This window comes from Taklimakanibacter deserti, from assembly GCA_003574785.1.
This window is the reverse complement of sequence record QORU01000008.1, coordinates 215,082-238,030: the sequence shown is the minus strand read 5'-3', so window position 1 is coordinate 238,030 and position 22,949 is coordinate 215,082. Positions and strand designations below refer to the sequence as shown.

General features: G+C 64.3%; 23 protein-coding genes. 7 read left to right on the top strand and 16 right to left on the bottom strand.

Annotation, left to right across the window (positions count from 1 at the left end; all coding sequences use genetic code 11):
• Positions 1–8: 8 nt before the first annotated feature.
• The 12 genes from DS839_RS18440 to coxB all read right to left on the bottom strand — a co-directional run bounded on the left by DS839_RS18440 (position 9) and on the right by coxB (position 13,446).
• The gene (locus DS839_RS18440; protein WP_119271918.1) at positions 9–3,617 is read right to left on the bottom strand and encodes an EAL domain-containing protein; all 3,609 of its coding nucleotides are present in this window, start codon (positions 3,615–3,617) and stop codon (positions 9–11) included.
• 153 nt (positions 3,618–3,770) lie between these two features.
• Entirely contained in the window at positions 3,771–4,352 is a 582-nt protein-coding gene (locus tag DS839_RS18435; RefSeq protein WP_119271917.1) for a GNAT family N-acetyltransferase, read from the bottom strand.
• Complete coding sequence (locus DS839_RS18430; protein WP_119271916.1) at positions 4,352–5,611, bottom strand: M16 family metallopeptidase; 1,260 nt, start codon at positions 5,609–5,611, stop codon at positions 4,352–4,354. Before DS839_RS18430 ends, DS839_RS18435 begins: the two co-directional genes overlap by 1 nt.
• An 11-nt stretch (positions 5,612–5,622) precedes the next feature.
• The gene (thrC, locus tag DS839_RS18425) at positions 5,623–7,014 is read right to left on the bottom strand and encodes a threonine synthase (protein WP_119271915.1); all 1,392 of its coding nucleotides are present in this window, start codon (positions 7,012–7,014) and stop codon (positions 5,623–5,625) included.
• Positions 7,015–7,069: 55 nt separating this feature from the next.
• Entirely contained in the window at positions 7,070–7,792 is a 723-nt protein-coding gene (locus tag DS839_RS18420; RefSeq protein ID WP_119271914.1) for an SURF1 family protein, read from the bottom strand.
• A complete protein-coding gene (locus DS839_RS18415; RefSeq protein WP_368911718.1) occupies positions 7,792–8,166 on the bottom strand; it encodes a DUF983 domain-containing protein in 375 nt (124 codons plus the stop codon). The genes DS839_RS18420 and DS839_RS18415 overlap by 1 nt, the downstream gene beginning before the upstream one ends.
• A gap of 67 nt (positions 8,167–8,233) precedes the next feature.
• A complete protein-coding gene (locus tag DS839_RS18410; protein WP_119271912.1) occupies positions 8,234–9,085 on the bottom strand; it encodes a cytochrome c oxidase subunit 3 in 852 nt (283 codons plus the stop codon).
• A 20-nt stretch (positions 9,086–9,105) separates the two neighbouring features.
• Positions 9,106–9,708, bottom strand: coding sequence for a cytochrome c oxidase assembly protein (locus DS839_RS18405; RefSeq protein WP_368911717.1), 603 nt, complete (start codon positions 9,706–9,708; stop codon positions 9,106–9,108).
• A 1-nt stretch (position 9,709) separates the two neighbouring features.
• On the bottom strand, positions 9,710–9,859 hold the full coding sequence (locus DS839_RS36570; RefSeq protein WP_162918620.1) for a cytochrome c oxidase system small membrane protein: 150 nt from the start codon (positions 9,857–9,859) through the stop codon (positions 9,710–9,712).
• An 8-nt stretch (positions 9,860–9,867) separates the two neighbouring features.
• Complete coding sequence (locus DS839_RS18400; protein WP_119271910.1) at positions 9,868–10,818, bottom strand: heme o synthase; 951 nt, start codon at positions 10,816–10,818, stop codon at positions 9,868–9,870.
• Between the two features lie 50 nt (positions 10,819–10,868).
• Entirely contained in the window at positions 10,869–12,518 is a 1,650-nt protein-coding gene (ctaD, locus tag DS839_RS18395; RefSeq protein ID WP_119271909.1) for a cytochrome c oxidase subunit I, read from the bottom strand.
• A 43-nt stretch (positions 12,519–12,561) separates the two neighbouring features.
• Positions 12,562–13,446 carry a cytochrome c oxidase subunit II gene (coxB, locus tag DS839_RS18390; protein WP_119271908.1) on the bottom strand — a complete coding sequence of 295 codons (885 nt, stop codon included), beginning with the start codon at positions 13,444–13,446 and terminating at the stop codon, positions 12,562–12,564.
• A 273-nt stretch (positions 13,447–13,719) separates the two neighbouring features.
• Between coxB and DS839_RS18385 the strand changes: the two genes are divergently transcribed.
• Both DS839_RS18385 and tldD read left to right on the top strand, forming a co-directional pair.
• Entirely contained in the window at positions 13,720–14,373 is a 654-nt protein-coding gene (locus tag DS839_RS18385; RefSeq protein ID WP_162918645.1) for an invasion associated locus B family protein, read from the top strand.
• Positions 14,374–14,386: 13 nt separating this feature from the next.
• On the top strand, positions 14,387–15,799 hold the full coding sequence (gene tldD, locus DS839_RS18380; RefSeq protein WP_119271906.1) for a metalloprotease TldD: 1,413 nt from the start codon (positions 14,387–14,389) through the stop codon (positions 15,797–15,799).
• 1 nt (position 15,800) lies between these two features.
• On the opposite strand, the gene DS839_RS18375 is transcribed toward tldD, so the two are convergent.
• Complete coding sequence (locus tag DS839_RS18375) at positions 15,801–16,979, bottom strand: aminotransferase class V-fold PLP-dependent enzyme (RefSeq protein ID WP_438816529.1); 1,179 nt, start codon at positions 16,977–16,979, stop codon at positions 15,801–15,803.
• Between the two features lie 118 nt (positions 16,980–17,097).
• Here DS839_RS18375 and DS839_RS18370 point away from each other — a divergent pair, with 118 nt between their 5' ends.
• Genes DS839_RS18370 through DS839_RS18355 form a run of 4 tightly spaced genes read left to right on the top strand, consistent with a single transcriptional unit; the run spans position 17,098 to position 20,741 of the window.
• Positions 17,098–17,715: an HAD family hydrolase gene (locus tag DS839_RS18370; RefSeq protein WP_162918644.1), complete on the top strand. Its 618-nt coding sequence runs from the start codon at positions 17,098–17,100 to the stop codon at positions 17,713–17,715.
• The gene (locus DS839_RS18365; protein ID WP_119271903.1) at positions 17,712–19,058 is read left to right on the top strand and encodes an MATE family efflux transporter; all 1,347 of its coding nucleotides are present in this window, start codon (positions 17,712–17,714) and stop codon (positions 19,056–19,058) included. The genes DS839_RS18370 and DS839_RS18365 overlap by 4 nt, the downstream gene beginning before the upstream one ends.
• Position 19,059: 1 nt before the next feature.
• Positions 19,060–19,710 (top strand): DUF937 domain-containing protein, encoded by a 651-nt coding sequence (locus DS839_RS18360; protein WP_119271902.1) that lies wholly within the window; start codon positions 19,060–19,062, stop codon positions 19,708–19,710.
• Positions 19,711–19,742: 32 nt separating this feature from the next.
• Entirely contained in the window at positions 19,743–20,741 is a 999-nt protein-coding gene (locus tag DS839_RS18355; protein ID WP_119271901.1) for a DUF937 domain-containing protein, read from the top strand.
• Between the two features lie 33 nt (positions 20,742–20,774).
• On the opposite strand, the gene DS839_RS18350 is transcribed toward DS839_RS18355, so the two are convergent.
• From DS839_RS18350 to DS839_RS18340, 3 genes are all read right to left on the bottom strand, one after another.
• On the bottom strand, positions 20,775–21,182 hold the full coding sequence (locus DS839_RS18350; RefSeq protein WP_119271900.1) for a hypothetical protein: 408 nt from the start codon (positions 21,180–21,182) through the stop codon (positions 20,775–20,777).
• Positions 21,175–21,426, bottom strand: a complete 252-nt coding sequence (locus DS839_RS18345; RefSeq protein ID WP_119271899.1) for a type II toxin-antitoxin system prevent-host-death family antitoxin — start codon at positions 21,424–21,426, stop codon at positions 21,175–21,177. Before DS839_RS18345 ends, DS839_RS18350 begins: the two co-directional genes overlap by 8 nt.
• Positions 21,427–21,611: 185 nt before the next feature.
• Complete coding sequence (locus DS839_RS18340) at positions 21,612–21,884, bottom strand: DUF1127 domain-containing protein (protein ID WP_162918643.1); 273 nt, start codon at positions 21,882–21,884, stop codon at positions 21,612–21,614.
• 166 nt (positions 21,885–22,050) lie between these two features.
• On the opposite strand from DS839_RS18340, the gene DS839_RS18335 reads away from it, so the two are divergent.
• The gene (locus DS839_RS18335; protein ID WP_119271897.1) at positions 22,051–22,932 is read left to right on the top strand and encodes a LysR substrate-binding domain-containing protein; all 882 of its coding nucleotides are present in this window, start codon (positions 22,051–22,053) and stop codon (positions 22,930–22,932) included.
• The last annotated feature ends 17 nt before the right edge of the window (positions 22,933–22,949 follow it).

Here is a 22,949-nt window from a genome sequence, read left to right as displayed (position 1 = left end):
CTCACCTTTCAAGGTTCTGCCGGCGGCTGGTCCTTGGCCTGCATCTTGCGCCTGAGCTTCTTGCCGAGGCGGGCGGCCTTGGCCTTCTGTGCAGCGGCATCATCCGCGCTCTGACCGGAAGGCTCGCTCTCGTCGGCTGACGGTTCGTCCGCCGATTCAAGCTCTTCGCCTTCTTCTTCCGCTTCCTCCCGTGCCGAGGCACGCGGCGCCATGGGCGCTCCGCCCGGCAAAGGCCGCGGGGCGGCGTGGGTGGGCTCCGACTTGACCAGATCGTTCGCCTCTTCGCGTTGGGCTTGGGGCTCGGGCGCCGCCGCTTGGGGCGGAGCCTCCGCTGCCGGCTTGGGCGGGCTCGCGGCTGCCGGCCTCTGCCCGCCGGCGCCCGGCTTCACAAAAACTGGCGGTGTCAGCGGCGGCAACAGCACGATCGGCGGCTTGCCGGGCTTGATCAGCTTGGTTTCAGGCGGGGGTGGCGGCGGCGCGACCTCGGGCGGCCGGTGCTCCTCGGCCGGCGGCGGCTCCGGCGGCTTGCCCGCGGCCGGCTCGGGCGCTGCCTGCTTTACAGGCTCAGCCTTCGCCGGCTCAGCCTTCGGCTTCGCTTCCGGGGGCGGCGCCTTCGGCGGCTCGGCTTTTCTTTGCGCCGGCGGCGCGGGCTTCGCATCACGCAACGGTTCCGGCACGCGCACGTTCGACGTTCCCGCCATGCGCTCCCACAGCGAGTCGATCGTCGTCTTGTGCTTTGCGGCACTCAACGGCACGCCCGACAGGACATCGACGACCTGCTTCGCCGTCATCGGCTCGCCGATGAAATAGCCCTGGCCGAAATCGCAAGCGAGGGCGCCGAGCCGGTCGACATCGTCCTGCGACTGGATGCCTTCAGCGACGACGGTCAGGCCCAGGTCATGGGCGAGCAGGATGATCGATTCCAGAATGAGCGACGCCTTGGCGTCATCGGCATCCGCCTCGATGAAGCTGCGGTCCACCTTGAGCGTGTCGAACGGCATGCGGCGCAGATTGGAGAGCGAGGAATAGCCGGTGCCGAAATCGTCGCAGGCGACGCCGATGCCCATCTGCCTCAGCCGTTCGAGGATCTGGCTCACCAGCTCTGGATTCTCCATCACGATCGATTCGGTGACCTCGAGCTTCAGTGTATCGCGCACCAGTCCTTCACGCGTGAGAAGCGCCTTCACGTCGTCGATGAGATCGGCGGCGAGGAATTGGCTCGACGACACGTTGACGGCGACGAATAGCGGATCATGCGGACGGAAGGCGCGCTGCCAGATACCGAGCTGGCGGCCGGCTTCGTTGAGCACGTGATGGCCGATATCCTTGATGATCCCGGTGGTTTCGGCGAGACCGATGAAGGTTTCAGGCCCGAGAAGGCCCAGGCTCTTGTGGCGCCAGCGCACCAGCGCCTCGAAGCCCGCAAGCTCCATGTCGGCGAGACGCGCGATCGGCTGATAGAGCACCTCGATCTCGTTGCGCTCGATGGCCCGGCGCAGCTCCGCCTCCAGCACCACGAGCTCGGTGCGGTCATCGCGCATCGCCTCGCGGAAGAACTCGACCGTGTCCTTGCCGCGCCGTTTCGCTTCGTAGAGCGCGACGGCGGCATCCTTGACCAGCCCTTCGGCGGTCAGGCTGCCTTCGCGCAGAGCCGAAACGCCGACGCTGGCGGTGAGGAATATCTCCTGCGGACGCATGTTCACCGGCTTCGAGACCGTCGCGCGCACCTTGTCGGTGAACGGCAGGATATCGCGTTTAGGCTTGTCGCCGTGGAAGAGGATGGCGAACTGATCGCCCGGCATGCGCGCCACGGTATCATACTCGCTGGCGATGGCCGCGAGCCTGCGGCCGACGATCTTGAGGAGACCATCGCCCGTCTCATGACCGAGACCGTCATTCACCGCCTTGAAGCGGTCGAGATCGATCAGCATGAGATAAAGATTGTTCACCGGTGTACGTCCCGCGGCGCTGATCTCGCGCTCGATGCGGTCGACGAGCAGCGCCCGGTTGGGCAGGCCGGTGACGCGGTCGTGCACCGCATCGCTCAGCAACTGGTCCTGGGCGCGGCGCGTCGCGGTGATGTCGGAGAGCGTGCCGATGCAGCGCGCGGCGCGTTGCTGGGCGCCTGGAATGGCGCGGGCGCGCAGCAGGAACCAGCGGAACGTCCCGTCGCCGCGGCGCAAGCGGAATTCCTGCGAGAAGCTGCCATGGCCGCGGCGCTCCGCCTCTTCCACCGCCGCCAGATAGGCGCTGCGGTCGGCCGGATGGACGAGATCGAGCCAAGCTTCCGGTGTGTTGTTCTTCAGGCTGCCGCGGCGCAGCCCCAGGATCTTCTCGATATCCTCGCCGACATGCAGATTGTTCTCCTCGACCTGCCAGTCCCAGACGCATTGCTGCGAGGCCGCCAGCGCCAAAGCCCGGCGCGCGTCTTCGGCAAAGAAACGCTGGGCCAGGAACCCCTGCGCGAAGGCGAATTGAGCGAGAGCGAAGCTCATGGTGAGGATGACGAGCACGAGGCCCGCCGAGAGAAACGGCTTGACCATGCTGTCGGCGGCGGGCGTCAAAGCGGCGACAGCAGCAAGGACGGTCCAGGCCACGATCATGACCCAGGACAGCAAGGAGACGCGCGCCCGCGCCGCACCCTCGCGCCACATGGCGAAGATGACGACGCAACCCAGCGCCGCGACGACGGCAAAGGCGATGCGAGCGATGCCCGAAGCATAGGCCGGCTCGAACCAGCCATAGACGGGCAAGGCCAGCAGAAGCCCGGCGGCGAGCAAAAGGATGTTCCAGGCGACGGGGCGCCTGCGGCGCAGGTCGGCGAAAGCGACGAGGCACAGAATGAGGCCGACCACCATGAGGCCTTCGATCACTGCGCGGATCTCGGGGCCGAGCTCGTATTCCTTCGGCAACAGGTCGTTGATCTGCGGCAGGTATCCGGATTCGAGCGCGATGAAGGCAATGGCCGACCAGATGAAGACCGAGGCGAAGGGAAAGACCGCTATGGTGCGCACCGCATAGAGCGAAAGCGCGATGACGCCGAGAAGCATGGCGATGCCGAGGAGGACGCCGCGATAAAAGCCGTTCTGCTCCGCCTTGGCATCGAAGGCGTTGCGTTGCCACACTTCGATCTCGTCGAGGCCGGTGCGGGTCAGCTCCATGGCCACCGTCACCCGGCCCTTGGGCTCGATGCGCAGCGCGAAGGCGTCGGAATTGATGACCCGCATGGGCGCAATGGTGGCCTGGCCGGCCGCGACGACGTTCTGGATGCGCGATCCGATGGGCTTTGGCCACAGAATGCCAGATCCGGCGAAGCCCTGATGCGGGGTGGCGACAACGACATCGCGCGCTTCGGTCCCGCTGTTGGTCAGTGTCGCCACAACCCAGCGATGGACGGGCTCGCTGCCCTTGGCTGGAAGTTCCATCAGGAGGCCGGTCGCGTCGTCGGCGGTCCTGATCGTCACCACCGGCTTGTCGGTATCGACCGAGAGCAAATGGGGCAGAAGGTCGACGCTCGGACCGTCAAAAGCCGTATCCACCGTCTTGTCCTGCGCCGCGGCGGAAAGGGACAAGAGCAGCAGGAGAAAGAATGCGATGGATATGCGCAGCAGCGCCATTCTCAGCCGGCCTCAGCTAATGCGCGATGGTCTAACGCTACTGCCACCGCGCTTCATCCTTTTGTCCGAGCAGGGATCTTATCAGCTCATGCTCCAATACGAATCAATTCCTTGATACCTCCGAAGGCCGGATAATGGCAAATTTGGCCGGCTTTATCTATCGTCGGCCAAGCGGGAGAAAAGCAGGTGGTCTTCCCAGCGGCCGTTGATCTTGAGGTATTTGCGGGCAAGGCCTTCCTGCCTGAATCCGCATTTCGTCAGTAGTCTGATCGACGCCTGGTTGACGGGGATGCAGGCCGCCTCCAGCCGGTGCAGGTGCAAATGGCCGAAGGCGAAGGGAACGAGGGCGTTGAGCGCCGACGTCATGTGGCCCTGGCGCGCAAAGGGAACGCCGATCCAATAGCCGACCGATCCGGTCTGGGCGACGCCGCGGCGGATATTGGACAGGGTGATGGCGCCCATCAGGGCATCGTCCTCGGCGCGGAAGACGAAGAAGGGATAGGCGATGTCGCCCTCGATATCGCGGATATAGCGCTTCACCCGGCCGCGGAAGGCGGTGCGGGTGAGGTCGTCCTGCGGCCAGGACGGTTCCCAGGGGGTCAGGAAAGCGCGACTCTCGAGGCGCAGCGCCGCCCAGCTCTCATAATCGCCCATTTCCGGCACACGCAACTCTATGCCGCCTTGCATCAGGATGGGCGGCAGATCACGCGCAAATGGGCTTCTGAGGAAAACCATCAGGTGAACTGGGCCTTGATCTTGGCATAGGGCGTCAGGGTGGAAAGCTGCCCGACCGCGCTCAAGGCGGGCGACTGGCCGCGGAACAGGGTCGAGGCCAGGCCCGCCACGTGATCGGCCGTCACCGCGTCGATCTTGGCGACCAGCGTCTCCATGGCCGGCACTTCGCCGAAAGCCAGGTACTGGCGGGCGATCTGGTCGGCCCGGCCGGTGGCGCTCTCGAGGCTCATCACCAGGCTCGCCTTGAGCTGCGCCTTGGCGCGCGCCACCTCGACCTCGGTGACGTTCCTGGCCGTCGACAGCATCACCTCGGCGGTCACATCGACGAGCTCGGGGGTGTCGTCGGGCGAGGTCGCGGCATAGACGCCGAACTGGCCGGCATCCTCATAGGCCGAAGCGAAGGAAAAGACGCTGTAGCAGAGGCCGCGCTTCTCGCGCACCTCCTGGAACAGGCGCGAGGACATGCCGCCGCCCAACAGGCTCGACAGCACCTGGAGCCGGTAGATCTCGGGATTGCGGTAGCCGGGGGCCGAGAAGGACAGGACCATATGGGTCTGGTCGAGCGGCTTCTGTGCCAGTTCCGTATGCGAGACGAAATCCGGCCGGTTGCGCCCCGGAGGTGCCCCCGAGCTTAAATTCCCCAGCAATTTCTCGGCCTCGCGGCGCAAGGCGCCATGCTCGATATTGCCGGCGGCGGCCACCACCATGCGGGACGCCCAGTAGTTGCGGTTGCGCCAGGCCAGGATCTCATCGCGCGTGACGCTGGCGATCAGGTCGTGGACGCCGAGAATGGGACGGCCCAGCGGATGCGAGCCGAAGGCGGCACTCTGGGCCAGGTCGAAGACCAAGTCATCCGGCGTGTCGCCGGCGGCGGCGATCTCCTGCAGGATGACATGGCGCTCGCGCTCGAGCTCGTCGGCATCGAAGACCGACTCGGTCAGGATGTCGGCCAGGATGTCGAGCGCCTGCGGCCAGTCGTTCTTGAGGACGCGGGCATAATAGGTGGTGGTTTCCATGCCGGTCGAGGCGTTGATCTCGCCGCCGGCGGATTCGATCTCCTCGGCAATGGCCTGGGCGGTGCGCCTTTTGGTGCCCTTGAAGGCCATATGCTCGAGGAAATGAGCGATACCGTTCTCCTCCGGCAACTCATCGCGCGAGCCCGCCTTGACCCATATGCCGAGCGCCACCGTCTCGAGATGCGGCATGCTGTGCGTTACGACATGCAGACCGTTATCCAGACGCGAAATTTCAACGCTCATGCCACACCAAGCTAGGACCCAACCCGTTCCAGGATGAAGGCTTTGACCTCTTGCGGGTCATTGGCCAGGACACTCATCCGCTCCTCGGCCATCATGAGGGGTGCAAGGCGCGGCGGCAAGCCCGGTCTTAGGCCTGAGGCCCTCTCGACCGCATCGGGGAATTTGGCCGGATGGGCGGTCGCCAAAGTCACCATGGGACCGCTATGGCCCTGTTCCTTGCGCGCCACCCCATAGCCCACGGCCGTGTGCGGATCGAGCAGCTCGCCGGTTTCCTTAAGGGTCGCGGCAATGACCTTCGCCGTCTCGGCCATATCGGCGCTGCCCGAGGCGAATTCCGCCCGGATGGAGCTCAAGGGACCGGTTTCGATGGTAAAGGCACCCGACTGCCCGAGGCTCGCCATCAGGCGGCGGATCGCCCCTGCGTCCCGGCCATAGGCCTCGAACAGCAGGCGCTCGAAATTGCTCGATACCTGGATATCCATCGAGGGGCTGGTGCTTGGCTTGACGCCTTTGACCTCGTAGCGACCGCCCTTCAGGGCCCGGTCGAGAATGTCGTTCTCATTCGTCGCGATGATAAGGCGGCCAACGGGCGCACCCATGCGCTTCGCCACCAGCCCGGCGAAGATGTCACCGAAGTTCCCGGTCGGAACCGTGAAATTCACCGGCCGGCCGGGCGCGCCCAGAGCGAGAGCCGAGGTCACGTAATAGACGACCTGCGCCACGATGCGCGCCCAGTTGATCGAATTCACGCCGGCAAGGGTGACCGAATCGCGAAACTGATGATCGTTGAACAGCGCCTTCAGGATGGCCTGGCAGTCGTCGAAGGTCCCGCGCAAGGCAATATTGTGGACGGAAGGCGACAGCACCGTCGTCATCTGACGGCGCTGCACCTCGCTGACCTTGCCTTCCGGATGCAGGATGAAGATCGAGGCATGGCGGCTCGCCTTGAAGGCTTCGATGGCAGCACCACCCGTGTCGCCCGAGGTGGCGCCGACAATGGTGGCGCTGAGCTTGCGGCGCGCCAGGGCCCAGTCCATCACCCGCGCCAGGAACTGCATCGCCACGTCCTTGAAGGCAAGGGTGGGGCCATGGAAGAGCTCGAGCAGCCACTGGTCGGCATCGAGCTGCTTGAGCGGCGTCACCGCCGGATGGCCGAAGCCCAGATAGGCATCGGCGATCATCGCCTTGAGCTCGGCAAGCGGCACCTTCTCGCCGGTGAACTTCGCGATCACCGCGAAGGCGACATCGGCGTAAGGCTTGCCGCTGAGCGAAGCGAGCTCGGCTTGGGAGAATTTCGGCCATTGGGCGGGCACATAGAGCCCGCCGTCACGGGCAAGGCCGGTGAGCAGCACGTCCTCGAAATCGAGCTCTGGGGCTTCGCCACGAGTGGAAACATAACGCAAGGCCAGGAAATCCTTATCTGAGGGCGGGGCACCTTAGGTGGAGAGAGTCCGTAATTCAATCACGCTTGCGCAGCGTCTGGCGGATCAGGAGCCCCGACATGACGATGAGCAGGCCCGCCAAGGCGAACCAGGTAAGCGCATATTGCAGATGGTTGTTGGTCAGCCCCTCATCGACGGCGACCGGCGTCGGCAAGGTCTTAGGCCCCTCGCCCGGCGGCAGATGCAGCGCGAAAGGCGCCACGCGGGCGTCGGGCGCGACACTGGCATGAGCCAGCATCGCCGGTATGTCCCACCAGTACCAGATATTGGCCTCGGGATCGTTGTCGGGCGTGAACGGACCGCGGCTTTTGACATGCCGGCGCAGGACGCCCACGACGCTGACCTCGCCTTGCGGCTGGCTTTCGGGGCGCTTGGCCGGGTCCTTCAGGGGCTCCGGGATGAAGCCGCGATCGATGAGGACGATGACGCCGTCGGTGCTCACGAAAGGCGTCACCACCTGAAAGCCCGGCACGCCGCCTTCGGTCGCGAGCATGAAGAGCTCGGCCTTGTGCTGGAAGGCGCCTGATGCCGCGACCTTCAGGAACTCGACGGAGCGGTCGGCATCGAAATCCTTGAGCGCCTGATCGAGCGACACCGGTGCGGCATCGAGCCTGGCGTCGCGCTCGGCGACGAGCGCCTCCTTCCATTGCAGCCGCTGCAACTGCCATGCGCCGAGCCCAATGAGGACGGCAACGCCGAGGACGGTCGCGATGACGATTTGCCAAACCCTGCCCGTCATCAATGCCGGAGCCGGGCTTCCTCGGCCTTGGTCTTCCACTGCTGGCACAGAAGCATGCCCTTCGCCGGGCGCAGCAGGATCAGAGGCATGAGGATGATGAGCGGAATGGCGATGAGCGCATGCGCCCAGTAGGGCGGTGAATAGGCAACCTCGATGCCGAGGATCGCCCCAACGCCGACGAAGCAGGTGAACAGCATCACGAACCAGGCGGCCCCGTCACCGGCATCGGCGAAGTCGAAGGAGAGCCCGCAGGCATTGCACTTCGGCGCCACCGCGAGATAGCCCTGGAACAGCCGGCCGCGGCCGCAGCGCGGGCATCTGCCGGCAATGCCGGTCTTGATCGGCGAAAGATCGGGATAATAGGGCTCGGTCACAATGCTTACCCCCACCCCGGCCCTACGGGCCGTCCCTCCCCACAATGGGGAGGGAAATACGCGACAATCAATGCTCGACGAACTGCACGCCGGCCGAGCCCCACACATAGATGCAGGCGAAGAGGAACAGCCAGACGACGTCGACGAAGTGCCAATACCAGGCCGCCGCCTCGAAGCCGAAATGCTTCTCAGGACGGAAATGGCCCTGCAGGGCGCGCAACAGACAGACGATCAGGAAGATGGTTCCGACGATCACGTGGAAGCCATGGAAGCCCGTCGCCATGAAGAAGGTCGAGCCATAGATGTTGCCGCCATTGTCGCGATTGAAGGCGAAAGCGGCATGGGCATATTCATAGGCCTGGACGGCGGTGAACAGGAGACCGAGCCCGACAGTGAGGGCGAGGCCCCATCTCAGTCCCTTGCGATCGTTGTTCAGGAGCGCGTGGTGGGCCCAGGTGACGGTCGTGCCCGAGGTCAGAAGGATGAGGGTGTTGACGAGCGGCAGGTGCCAGGGATCGAACACATCGATGCCCTTGGGCGGCCACACGCCGGCCGTGGCATCGAAGCGCGACGGCTGCATAGCATCACCCGCGAACAGGCTCGCATCGAAGAAGGCCCAGAACCAGGCTACGAAGAACATGACCTCGGAGGCGATGAAGAGCAGCATGCCGTAGCGCAGATGCAGCGACACGACATCGGTGTGGTCGCCCTTGTGGCTCTCCTTGATCACATCGCGCCACCACATGAACATGGTGTAGAGGACGCCCGCAAGGCCGATGAGCGCTATGGCGGGGTTGGATCCGTGCATCCACATGATCGCGCCGACAGCGAGAATGAAGGCGCCGGCGGCGCCGACCGCCGGCCATGGGCTTGGATCGACCAGATGGTAGTCGTGGTTCTTTGCGTGTGCGTCGGCCATAGCCCCTGCTCCTCGGTCGGTCAGTTCAGATTGGTTTCAGTCGAAGGTTTTTTCTCGGCCGACGACAAAGTGTCGGGCTCGCCGGCCGGATAGAAGGTGTAAGACAGCGTGATGGTGGTCACCTTGTCGAGGCCGTGATCCTCCGCGATCGCCGGATCGACGAAGAAGGACACCGGCATCTCGACGCTCTCGCCCGCCTTCAGCGTCTGCTCGGTGAAGCAGAAGCACTGGATCTTGTTGAAATAGGCGCCGGCGGTGTCCGGCGTCACATTGAAGACGGCGCTGCCGGTGACGGCATGGGTGGATTTGTTGGTGGCGCGGTAATAGGCGAAATTCTCCTCGCCGACCTTGACCTCGAGCGAGCGCTGCACCGGCTCGAAGGTCCAGGGCAGGCTTCCCGCCGTGTTGGCGTCGAAGAGGATGGTCATGCGGCGGTCGATGGTCTTTTCCGGCGCCGCCTCGGCGCGCTGGGTGGTGCCGCCGAAGCCGGTGACCTGGCAGAACATGCGGTAGAGCGGCACGGAGGCATAGGCAAGGCCGATCATGCCGGCGACCACCGCCGCCGAAACGAATGCGACTTTGCGGTTTTTGGCCGAATTGGGGGTGACGGGAAGGCGCGGCATGTCAGAACGACCTCGTGGCGACATCACCGCCCAGCCTGACGATGGTGGTCACGAAGAACAGAACCACGAGACCGAGGAGCACCAGCGCCAGAGCGATGGATCGCTTGCGGCGGCGGCGCATGTCCTCGGGCGAAAACGGTTTCTGGTCCATCACGTGGCTCATCCGATCACCGGCGCGAAAGGCGCCACACCCAGAATGCGCTCGGCGATGATGAGCGCAAAGATGGCGAAGAGATAAAGGATGGAGAAACCGAAGAGCCGCCGGCAGGCGCGACGCGCCGCTTCGCCCTCGCGCAAGCGGTACACGTCGACCGCATGCCAGAGGAACGCTGCGCCCAGGAGCGCCGTCACGATCGTGTAGAGCAGCCCCGTGGTGCCGAGGAGAGACGGCAGGAACGTGACGGGCACCAGGATGAGGCTATAGAGCAGGATCTGCCTGCGGGTCTCGCTGGCGCCGGCGACATTGGGCAGCATCGGCACATTGGCGCGCGCATAGTCGTTCTCGCGGAACAGCGCCAGGGCCCAGAAATGCGGCGGCGTCCAGATGAAGATGATGAGGAAGAGCGCGATCGAGGCGAGCGTGATCGAGCCCGTCGCCGCGGCCCAGCCGATCATCGGCGGAAAGGCGCCGGCGGCCCCGCCGATGACGATGTTCTGCGGTGTCGAGCGCTTGAGCCACATCGTGTAGATCACGACATAGAAGAAGATGGTGAAGGCGAGAAGCGCTGCCGCCACGATATTGACGAGGAGGCCCAGAACCACGACCGAGCCGACCGCCAGAGCGAGGCCGAAGCCCAAGGCTTCGCCCGGCAGAATGGCGCCGCGCGGCACCGGCCGGTTGGCGGTGCGCGCCATCAAGGCGTCGATATCGGCGTCATACCACATGTTGAGCGCGCCCGAGGCGCCGGCGCCAACCGCAATCGCGAGCAGCGCCACCAGAGCGAGCCAAGGATGGATGTCGCTCGACGCGGCGACGAGCCCCGAAAGGGCCGTGAAGATGACGAGCGACATTACCCTGGGCTTGAGCAAGGTCCAGTAATCACCGACCGAACCCTCACCGCCCAAGGCGGCGGCGCTGCGGTCGGAGATATCGGCGTGAATGTCGCTCATGCTCGTCTTTCAATAGAGCGAAGCCGCCTCGATGGCGGCCTCGCCTCAAATCACCGGATGACCGGCAAGGTGTTGAACTGGTGGAAGGGCGGCGGCGAGGAGAGAGTCCATTCGAGCGTCGTCGCGCCTGCACCCCACGGATTGTCGGCGGCCTTCTGCTTGCGCGCATAAGCCTGGAACACGCCATAGAGGAAGATCAGCACCGAGAAGGCCGAGATATAGGAGCCGATCGAGGACACCATGTTCCAGCCGGCATAGACTTCCGGATAGTCGATATAGCGGCGCGGCATGCCGGCGAGCCCCAGGAAGTGCTGCGGGAAGAAGATCAGGTTCACGCCGATGAACTGGATCCAGAAATGCGCCTTGCCGATGGCTTCCGAATACATGTAGCCCGTCATCTTCGGGAACCAGTAATACCAGCCGCCGAAGATGGCGAAGACCGCGCCGAGCGACAGCACGTAGTGGAAGTGCGCCACGACGTAGTAGGTATCGTGCAGCGAGCGGTCGGCGCCGGCGTTGGCCAGCACGACACCGGTCACGCCGCCGACGGTGAACAGGAAGATGAAGCCGATCGCCCACAGCATGGGGGTGCGGAACTCGATCGAGCCGCCCCACATGGTGGCGATCCAGGAGAAGATTTTCACGCCCGTCGGCACCGCGATGATCATCGTGGCGGCGACGAAGTAGGCCTGCGTATCGGCATCGAGGCCAACCGTGTACATGTGGTGGGCCCACACGACGAAGCCGACGACGCCGATCGCCACCATGGCGTAGGCCATGCCGAGATAGCCGAAGACCGGCTTCCTCGAGAAGGTCGAGACGATCTGGCTGACGATGCCGAAGCCCGGAAGAATGAGAATGTAGACTTCGGGATGGCCGAAGAACCAGAACAGATGCTGGAACAGCACGGGATCGCCGCCCTTCGACGCCACGAAGAAGCTGGTGCCGAAATTGCGGTCGGTCAAAAGCATGGTGATGGCGCCGGCGAGCACCGGCAGCGACAGCAGGAGCAGGAATACCGTCACCAGGATCGACCAGACGAAGAGCGGCATCTTGTGCAGCGTCATGCCGGGGGCGCGCATGTTGAAGATCGTGGTGATGAAGTTGATGGCGCCCAGGATCGAGGAAGCACCGGCAATATGCAGCGCGAGGATGGCGAAATCCATGGCCGGTCCCGGCTGGCCGGTCGTCGATAGCGGCGGATAGATCGTCCAGCCGCCGCCCACGCCATGGGCACCCGCCGGACCCTCGACGAACATCGAGATGAGGAGCAGCGCCAGAGCCGGCGGCAGCAGCCAGAAGGAGACGTTGTTCATGCGTGGGAAGGCCATGTCGGGCGCCCCGATCATCAAGGGCACGAACCAGTTGCCATAGCCGCCGATCATCGCCGGCATGACCATGAAGAAGATCATGAGCAGGCCATGCGCGGTCACGAACACGTTGAACATGTGCTTGCCGGCGTCAAGCATGGCGCCGGCTTCGCCGCCATAGACCATGGCCGCGAGGCCGTGGAAGATCTGGATCCCAGGCTCCTGAAGCTCCCAGCGCATCATGATCGAGAGTATGCCGCCGATCACGCCGGAGAAGATCGCGAACCACAGATACATCGTGCCGATGTCCTTGTGGTTGGTCGAATAGACGTAGCGGCGCCATCCGGTCGGATGGCCGTGATCATCATGGGCGGTTGCGGCATATGCCATGTTCGTAAAACCTCTATAAGCCTGTCCCCGTTGCCGGGCTTCTTTATTTCTGCGCGACCTGGCCTTCAGCCTTGAGCCGCGCCATCAGGAAGTTGCGCGCCTCGTCCGCGCCTGCCGTCTTGATCTTCTCGGCCCAGGCGTCGTAGTCGGCCTGCGAGACGACATGGACCTCGATCGGCATGAAAGCATGGTCCTTGCCGCAGAGCTCCGAGCACTGGCCGTAATAGACGCCTTCCCTTGTGGCCTGGAACCAGTCCTCGTTGAGGCGGCCGGGGATGGCGTCGATCTTCATGCCGAAGGCGGGAATGGTCCAGGCATGGATGATGCCTTCGGGATCGGAGGTCACATGCAGGCGCACGATCTTGTTGACCGGGACGACGACCGGCACGTCGGTCGAGAGCAGCCAGGTGTCGCCAGCCTCGAGCTTGTCCTTGGGCTTGAGATAGGCGGTGAAGGAGACCTTGGCCGAGCCGTCCTCATTGGTGCCGAGATCGGGATATTCGTAGGTCCAGTTCCAGGACGGATTGCCGATGACCTTGATGGTCATGTCGCCCTGGGGCACGTCGCGCTGGAGATAGAGAAGCCTGAAGGAGGGAATGGCGATGACGACCAGGATGATGATCGGGATCACCGTCCACAGGACCTCGACCAGCGTGTTGTGGGTGGTCTTGGACGGCACCGGATTGGCTTTGGCGTTGAACCGCACCATCACATAGATGAGGAGGCCCAGCACGAAGAGCGTGATGACGGTGATGATGGGCAGAAGCAGATAGTTGTGGAACTTGTGGATAAATTCGGCGACCGGCGTGACACCCGGCTGCAGACCCATTTGCCAGGGAACGGCATGCCCGTCGACCTCGGCCAGCGCCGAACCGGCGCCCGCTACCCAAGCCAGTGCGGAGCCCGCCCAAAGTTTCGCAAATCTCATTCCCGCCTCTTTCCTATGTCTTATTGCTTCGCCCAACACCAAGCGAAGACCTGCCTTTCAGCGATCCGGAACCAATTGTGAACCACATTCGCCAAGCCGCCGCAACCAAGCCGGGCGCGGCAAAACGTCATTGCGCTCAAGGCCTTTACCGCAACCGGAATTCCGCCTCATTTTTTGCGAACAAACGCGCGCCGGCGGTACTTTCATGATTGTCTAAGAGCCTGGAGAGCGCTAAGAGCCGCCCCGCGAATCGAGACATACGAGGATAGCCCCGTGCCAATCTTTTCCAAACAATCGCTGCGTTGGGCCGCTTTGACGGTGGCCACCCTCCTGGCCGTCACCCCGGCACTGGCCCAGGATGCCCAGGCGCCGCAGAAGAACAATTTCGGCCCGCGCAATCCGCAGGCCCAGAACAAGCAGGGTCAGCAAGGCCAGCCCGGCCCCCGCACGCAGCAGGGACCGGCGCCTGAGGTCATCGCCACCCATGGCGACTGGAAGATCCAGTGCGAGTCGGCACCCGGCAAGGCCAATGCGGAAGGACAGGCGCAGATCGAGAAGCAATGCGCCATGGTGCAGTCGGCGCGCAGCGACAAGAACGCCAAGCTCGGCCTCACCACCGTCTTCGTGCGCGGCAAGCAGAATGGCAAGGACGTCACGATGATGCGCATCCTTGCCCCGATCGGCGTCTATCTGCCTACAGGTGTCGCGCTCGAAGTCGACGGTGGCGCGGTCGGCCGCATCCCCTTCATGCGCTGCCTGCCGCAGATCTGCGTGGCCTTCGGCGAGGCCGGCAACCAGACGCTCGACAAGTTCAGGAAAGGCACGGCCGCGAATTTCATCATCTATGAGGCGCCGGGCCTCGGCATGCCGATCAAGATCTCGCTCAACGGCTTTGCCGCCGCCTTTACGGCCCTCGGCAAGCTCTGAACGAACTCCCCATATGATCTCGCTCCTCGAAAAAGCTCAAGTCTCGCGGAGCGAAGCCGCGCATATCCTCGATTCGGCACTTCAGGGCGCCGATGACGGCGAGCTCTTCGTCGAGCAACGCCTCACCGAGCAGGCGGTGTTCGACGACGGCCGGCTCAAATCGGCGAGCTTCGATGAGGCGCAAGGCTTCGGCCTGCGCGTGGTCAGCGGCGAGACGCAGGGCTATTCGCATTCGACAGAGGTCTCGGCCGCCGCCATGAAGCGGGCGAGCGACATCTGCCGCACCATCATTTCGGGCTCCTCCTCCGGCATCTGGGCGGCACCGTCGCGCACCAACCGCCAGCTCTATGTGGCGCAGAACCCTTCCGACCATTTCGCCTTCGCCGACAAGGTGGCGTTGTTGCAGCGGGTCGACGATTTCGCCCGCAAGCTCGACCCGCGCATCCAGCAAGTGACGATCTCGCTTTCCGGCGACTGGCAGGAGATCGAGATCCTGCGCGCCGGGGCTGAGGCCTATCGCGACAGCCGGCCCCTGGTGCGCTTCTCGGTGACGGTGATGGCATCGGACGGAAGTGAGCGCGCCAGCGGCACCTACGGTTTCGGCGGGCGCGGCCTCTATGGCGATTATCTCAGCGAGCAGAAATGGCAGGACGCCGTCAGGGAGGCGGTGCGCCAGTCGCTGGTCGGTCTCGAAGCAAGGCCGGCACCCGCGGGCGAGATGGATGTGGTGCTCGGCCCCGGCTGGCCCGGCATCCTGCTCCATGAGGCCATCGGCCATGGCCTGGAAGGCGATTTCAACCGCAAGAGGACCAGCGCCTTTTCCGGCTTGATGGGCGAGCGGATCGCCGCACCCGGCATCACCGTCGTCGATGACGGGACGGTGCTCGGCGCGCGCGGGTCGCTGGCGATCGATGATGAAGGAACGCCCTCCTCCTCGACGACGCTGATCGAGGACGGCATCCTCGTCGGCTACATGCAGGACCGGCTCAATGCGAGGCTCATGGGCATGAAGCCTACCGGCAATGGCCGCCGTCAGTCTTTCGCCCATTCCCCCATGCCGCGCATGACGAACACCTACATGCTCAACGGCGACAAGCATCCGGATGAGATCCTGGCCTCGGTGAAACGCGGCCTCTACGCCAAGTCCTTCGGCGGCGGCCAGGTCGACATCACCTCGGGCAAATTCGTGTTCTCCTGCACCGAGGCCTATCTCATCGAGAACGGCCGCCCCACCATGCCGGTCAAGGGTGCGACGATCATCGGCAATGGTGCGGATGCGCTGAAGCGCATCTCCATGGTCGGCAACGATATGGCGCTCGATCCCGGCATCGGCACCTGCGGCAAGCAGGGCCAGGGTGTGCCGGTCTGCGTCGGCCAGCCGAGCCTCAGGCTCGACCAGATCACCGTCGGCGGCACGGCCGCCTGAACTAAACGCTCTTCCTCAGCTTCATACTAAGTTCGACCAGCCGGTCGACCTCCTGCTCGGTGTTGTAATAATGCGGGGAAGCACGGACGATGGCGGACAGACGGCGGTTCTCGGCGTCGATCCGCGTGCTGGCCGGATCGGAGGCGCCAATAGTGATCCCCGCCTCGGCGGCCTTCCTCACCACCTCGCGGGCGTCGATGCCATCGATGGTGAAGCTCACAATGGCAGAGGGGCTGCGCCCGAGATCGAGCACACTTAAGCCATCGATGGCCTCGAGCCCGGCCCGCAAACGGGCCGAGAGCCCTTGGCAGCGCTTTTCGATCTCGCCGAGGCCCAGGGCCAGCGCATAATCGATCGCCGCGCCGAGGCCGAGGCGCGCGGCGTAGTTGTTCTCCCAATTCTCGAAGCGGCGCGCATCGGGGCGAAGCTCATAGCGGTCGCGGGCGACCCATGGTGCCGCATAGTGGTCGATCATCGGCGGCTCGAGCCTCCCGAGCAGGCTCTTGCGCACATAGAGGAAGCCGGTGCCGCGCGGACCGCGCAGGAATTTGCGTCCCGTCCCCGAGAGCATGTCGCAACCGAGCGCTTCGACATCGGCCGGCATCTGGCCGAGCGCCTGGCAGGCATCGAGCAGGTAGAGAATGCCATGCGCCCTGGCGATGCGTCCGATGGCGGCGGCGGGATTGGTGAGGCCGCCATTGGTCGGGACCCAGGTCATCGCGATGAGCTTGACACGGGCGTCGATCATGCGCTCGAGCGCTTCCAGGTCGAGTTCGCCCGTCGCATCGCTCGGCACGACGTCGATCACCACGCCTTTGCGTTTCGCCATTTGCAGGAAAGCCACGTAATTGGCGGCATATTCGGCTTCGGCGGTCAGGATGCGGTCGCCTTGCGCGAAGTCGAGCGAATAGAAGGCCATTTGCCAGGCGACGGTCGCATTCTCGACCAGCGCTATCTCTTCAGGCGCCGCATTGAGGAGGCGCGCTACGGAATCATAGACGGCCTCGCAGCGTGCGCTTTCGCGCCCTGCGGCGGCATAGCCGCCGATTTCCGCCTCGAGGTCGATGTGATCCTTGATCGCCGCGACCACCGGGCGCGGCATCAGCGCCGCCCCGGCATTGTGCAGATAAGCGCGCCGCGCCACGGCGGGTGTATCAGCCCTGATCTTCTTCAGATCCATGATTTGCTTTCTTCCCGGGATTGGAGGCGTTCGAACTAGCGAGCGGCCAATGACTTGTCAAAATGACGGCGTAGGAGCATTCACGGCAGGACCAGAATCAGCTTGGACGGCCGCCAGCATGGCCATTGAAATCGCCATATTCGACCTCGACGACGTCCTCTGCCGCTATGACCTCGGCAAGAGGCTCAGAGTCCTGTCGCGGATTTCCGGCAAGATGCCGCGCGACATCCGCGCCGCGCTGTGGGATTCGGGTTTCGAGGATGCCGCAGACGCCGGACAGTACCCGACGGCCGAGGAATATCTCGCCGAATTCAGCCGGCGTCTCGGCCACCCGATCGACCGCGCGCAATGGATCGAAGCCCGGCGCGCCGCGATCGCCCCCTGGCCCGGCATGCTCGGCCTCATCCGCGAAGTGGCCGCGCATGGACGCGTGGCGCTGTTCACCAACAACGGACCGCTCATGAAAGAAGGACTTGGTGAGGTCTTCCCCGACGCGGCGGCGATATTCGGCGAGGCCTGCTACTTCTCCTACGAGTTCCGGACCAAGAAGCCCGACCCTGAAAGCTACCGGCGACTCATCGCCCGTCTCGGCCTCGAGCCCGCCCAGGCCTGGTTCACCGACGACAAGAAGTCCAATGTCGACGGCGCCCGTATCGCCGGGCTCGAGACTCACCATTTCGTATCGGAAGCGCAACTGCGCCGGGAAATCCTCGAACGGCAACTGATCCCCTCATGAATTCAGCACCAACGCGCGAAGCCCGCTTCGTTGAGGGCTCGACCATGCGTCATGTCGTGGTCATGACCTTCACCGGCGCGATCGGCCTCATGTCGATGTTCCTCGTCGATCTGGCCGACCTCTTCTATCTGAGCCTTCTCGGCAAGACCGAGATCACCGCGGCGATCGGCTATGCCGGCACCATCGTCTTCACCAATCTCTCTTTATGCATCGGCACCGGCATCGCGACCTCGGTCCTCGTCGCCCGCAACCTGGGCGCCAGAAGACCGGAGCGGGCGCGCGAATTCGCCACCAGCTGCTTCATGTATTCGTGCATCCTGTCGGCTATCTATTCGCTCATCATCGCCCTGACCTCGGATTGGCTGTTGCGGCTTCTCGGCGCCCAGGGCGAGGCGCTTCACCTCGCCAAGCAGTTCATCTGGATCGCCTCGCCCGGCTTCGTGCTGCTTGCCGGCGCCGTCGCCTGCTCCTTCGCCTTGCGGGGCTTGGGCGATGCGAGGCGGGCCATGTATGTGACGCTGATCGTCGCCATCATCATCGCCATACTCGATCCCATCTTCATCTTCGGCCTGGGCTGGGGCATCCAGGGCGCCGCCCTGGCGGGCGTGCTTGCCGATCTCGGCTCGCTCGCCATCGGCTTCCACGGCGTCCAGCGCGTGCACGGATTCTTCGCGCCCCCGAGCTGGGCCAGGCTCAGGGCCGACATGCGCGAGATCACCGAGATCGCCGCCCCCGCCATGCTCACTCAGCTCGCCATGCCCTTCGCCAACGCTTATGCGACCCGCGCCGTCGCCCAGTTCGGCAATGAGGTCGTCGCCGCAGCCGCCATCGTCGGGCGCATCGTGCCGGTCGCCTTCGGCATCATCTTCTCGCTGTCGGGCTCGGTCGGCCCGATCATCGGCCAGAATTTCGGCGCCGGCGCCTATGGCCGGGTACGCCGCACGCTGACCGACGGCCTCATCTTCGCCACCCTCTACACACTCATGACGTCGCTTCTCTTGTTCCTTTTTCGCCACGAGATCGCGGCGCTGTTCAGCGCCACCGGCCGCACGACCGATCTCGTCCTGTTCTTCTGCAGCTTCATCGCCGGGAGCTGGGCCTTCGCCGGCGCGCAATTCGTCTCCTCGGCCGCCTTCAACAATCTCGGCCACCCCAATATCTCGACGCTGTTCAACTGGGGCAAGGCCACGCTCGGCACCATCCCCTTCGCCATCTATGGCGCCCATATTGCGGGGCCGGAAGGCGTCATGGCGGGCATGGCGCTGGGCTCGGTCATCTTCGGTGTTGCCTCCGTTGCCTGGGCCTATAGGATCGTGGCCAAAGTCGAACAGCAGGCGGCCTGAGATGGCGGTGATGGACATTCTGCGCAGCGCCCAGAACGGCGAGTTCTTCGCCAATGCCGGGCGCTCGGCGGGCGTCGATGCGGCGACCGCCGAGCGCAGCCTGAGCGTGCTGGCGCCCGCCATCGTGCTGCAGTTGCGCAAGCGCGCCGGGGAGCCGCAAGCCTTCGAAGGCCTTCTCGACCTCATCGAGGACGGTAACGGCGATGCCTTCCTCGACGATGAAAGCCTGATGGACGACCCCGAGCTCGTGAGCGACGGCACGGCGGTGCTCGCAGATATCTATGGATCGGCCGCGGCGGCGCAAAAGGCGCTCGCCATCCGGCCCGACGACACCCCGACGCAGCGGCTCGCCGCCATCGGGGCGAGCGCCGTCCTCGCCGCCCTGGCGCGCAGCTACAACCAGCCTCTCGGCCTCGTCGGGGCGCAACAGGCCGCGGGCGGGGGAGAAGAGCAAGGCGGCATTATTTCGACCATCGTGGAGGCTGTCATAAAGGGTGCGGTGCAAGGTGCTACACGCCAGATCATGCCGAATCGGCGGCGCCGGCGCAGCACTTCCAGCTATTTCGGCACCGGCCGCAAGCGAACGAAAAGACGGCGGAGCACGACACCGTCGCTCGAGCAGATCTTCGGCGAGCTGCTCGGCGTTAGTTGAACAAGGGCGTTAACTGTAAGTGGAGGCACAAGATGGATTACGCGGAACTCGGCCGGCAATTCGGCCTCAATGAAGCACAGACGCGCGCCGCTTTCGAGCAGCTCGCACCCGTCGTCGCCGCCGGCATCCGGCGCAACAACCAGACCGACAACGGGCTCGAGGGCCTGCTCAAGGCGCTCCAGGGCGGCAATCACGGCCGCTATGCCGATGATCCTCGATCGCTCGAGTACGACCAGGTCGCCGATGACGGCAATGCCATATTGGGCCATGTCTTCGGATCGAAGGATGTGAGCCGCGGCGTCGCCAACCAGGCGGCCGACCTTTCGGGGGTAGGCTCGGCGGTTCTGAAGAAGATGCTGCCGGTCATCGCCGCCATCATCATGGGCCAGCTCGCCAAGAAGATGGGCGGCGGCGGAGCGGCGCGCGCCCCGCAAGGCGGGTCGGCCGGCGGTCCGGGCGGTGGCGGCCTCGGCGACATATTGGGCGACATCCTCGGCGGCGGCAAACAGACCGCGCCGCAAAGCGGTCCAGCGGGCGCGCCAACCCCTGGCGGCGGCTCGGGCGGTGGCGGCCTTGGCGACATATTGGGCGACATCCTCGGCGGCGGCAAACAAACTGCTCCCCAAGGCGGCGCGCCGACCCCTGGCGGGGGCTCGGGCGGTGGCGGCCTCGGCGACATATTGGGTGACATACTGGGCGGCGGCCGGCAGGGCCAAGGTGGCCCAGCACCCAGAGGCGGCGGCCAGGGCGGCCTCGAGGACATATTGGGCGACATTCTTGGCGGCGGCCGCGGCTCCGGCGGACAAGCCGGCGGCGGTGCCACCAACGCGCCCCGGCCCCAGCCGGGCTCGGTCAGCCTCGAGGACCTGCTGCGCGAGATGATGGGCGGCGGCCAGGGCGGCGGTGTCAATCGCGATGTCGCCGATCGCAGCCGCCAGCGCATCGACGACGTGCTGGGGGGCGGCACCAGGAGCGGCAACGCGGCCGATGATCTGCTCAATTCGGTCGAGCGGATGACCCGGCGGCGTTGAAGGTCGGAACGTACGATCCGAGAATCAGCGATCTCAGCGCCGGATGCTCCGATAACTGCGCGTCCGGATGGCTTTGATCGCTGCTTCGCGGATTTGTTGGACGAAAGTCCTCGTGAAGGAGCCAAGCGGCTTTGGATCTGCGACACTGACTGAGTTCTGCAGATCTTCTTCTTCGTTCCATTCATCGACAATGATCCAGGAAGGACTGCGCAGCCCTGCTCGGCGCGCTTCCGTTTCCGGAAGGAGCAAAGCCTGTGTACTTGCATGCGGCTCGTGACTCGTGATCGGGAAGAGCAGGACCGCCTCTTTTCCGCTACGACGCAAGACGATTATCTGCACACAGACGGGTCGGTCCTTTCGACCCGACTCTTCGCCGCGGTCGTGTTCTCTGGCCCACAGATAAGAATAGCGGATAACGAGGCCGGTTTTCGCCTCAATCATCTGCGGGATCTTTGACGGGAGCGCTTAGGCCAGCTATGTAATCGTCAGCTTCGTCTTCGGCGAGTTCGTCGACATGGACAACGCGTTGTTTCGGACGCTGCCGTGTTAGCCGGTCATAATCTTCGGCCGTCAGAATCACGAATTTCCGTTTGCCACGGCTCGTGATGTCAACCGGGCCCCGAAATGCAGCCTCCGTCACCTCACCCGATTTGTTGCCAAGGTCCGTTAAAGTGTATTTGCGCATCTAAATTGCCAACCACCTGTTTTAGCTAATTTAGGGGCTTTCGGGAGATAGTCAATAAACTGTGGGGCGCCAACGAAAACAGGCGGCCTTGCGACAGGGGAGGATTCGCAAGGCCGCCTGCCTTGGGCATGATCGGGAAAATGGGGCGGCGGCTACCGTCCGATCACGCGGGAAGCAAATTCAGGTCAATAAGCGCCAGTGCGCTTCAGCGGCGCATGGCGCTGGCGGAGTGTGAGCTTCTCTTCCAGGGCCTCGGTCGCGTCCGTGGTCAAGGGCAGGTGCGACGCCCATTCCACATCGGCCCGGCTGACACCGATATCGGCCAGCATGAAATCGTCAAATCCGGCAAGCTGGGCCACTTCCCGGCGGGCCTTCCAATTGTGGAGAAGCCTGGAAAACAGCGACCGGTTGCCAATTCTGTCGTCGAAAATCGCGCGGCTCAGGACATAGTCTCTCATGACACGATCCTCCATGCCGCAAGAAGACCATTCTCCTTGCGGTGCCCGCCACCCGAAAGCGGATCGAGCTGTCTCTTTGGATGATCAAAATATGCGCCCTCACCATTGATAAATCCAACGAATATGTCTTATATTATCCATCAACAGTCTTGATGGAAGAGCGGCCATGATCCCCAATCTCGATGTCGATCTCTTGAAAACATTCCTGGCGATTGCCGATACCGGCAATTTCACCCGCGCCGCGGACGAGGTGAACAAGACCCAGTCGGCTGTCTCCATGCAGATGAAGCGGCTCGAGGAGCTGGTCGGCCGGCCGCTCTTCGTGCGCGACGGGCGCCAGAGCCGCTTTACTTCGGACGGCGACCGGCTCATCGAATATGCCCGCCGCATCGTGAAGCTCAATGACGAGGCGGTCTCGGCCTTCACCAAGCCCGAGCTCACCGGCACCTTGCGCTTCGGCACGCCCGACGACTATGCCGACCGCTTCCTCCCCGAATTCCTCGCCCGCTTCTCGCGCACCCATCCCCTGGTGACGGTCAATGTCGACTGCGCGCTGAGCCAGCAGTTGGTCGAGCGCGCGCGCCATGGCGAGCTCGACCTCGCCATCGTCACCGCCTGCTCCGAGGTCATCGTCGATGAGATCGTGCGCACCGAGCAGCTCGTCTGGGTCACCTCGATGCGCCACAGCGTGCATCTGCTCGACACGGTGCCGATCGCTATTTCCCACACCGGCTGCGAATGGCGCACGCTTACGATCAATGCGCTCGAGCGCGAAGGCCGCAAATACCGCATCGCCTATTCCTCGCCCAATTCCAACGCGGTGAATGCCGCGGTGCTGGCCGGACTCGCGGTCGGCTCGGTGCCCGAAATCTGCGTGCGTCCCGGCATGCGCATTCTCACCGAGAAGGACGGCTTCCCGAAACTGGGATCGTTCCGGCTCGGCATCGTGCACCGTCCGGGCCGGCGCAGCTCGGCCGCCGAAGCCTTGAGCCGGCATATTTCGGAGAGCATCTCCAACATTCCGCGTCCGCTGATGGCCGCCGAATAAGGCATGGTCTCCCTCGC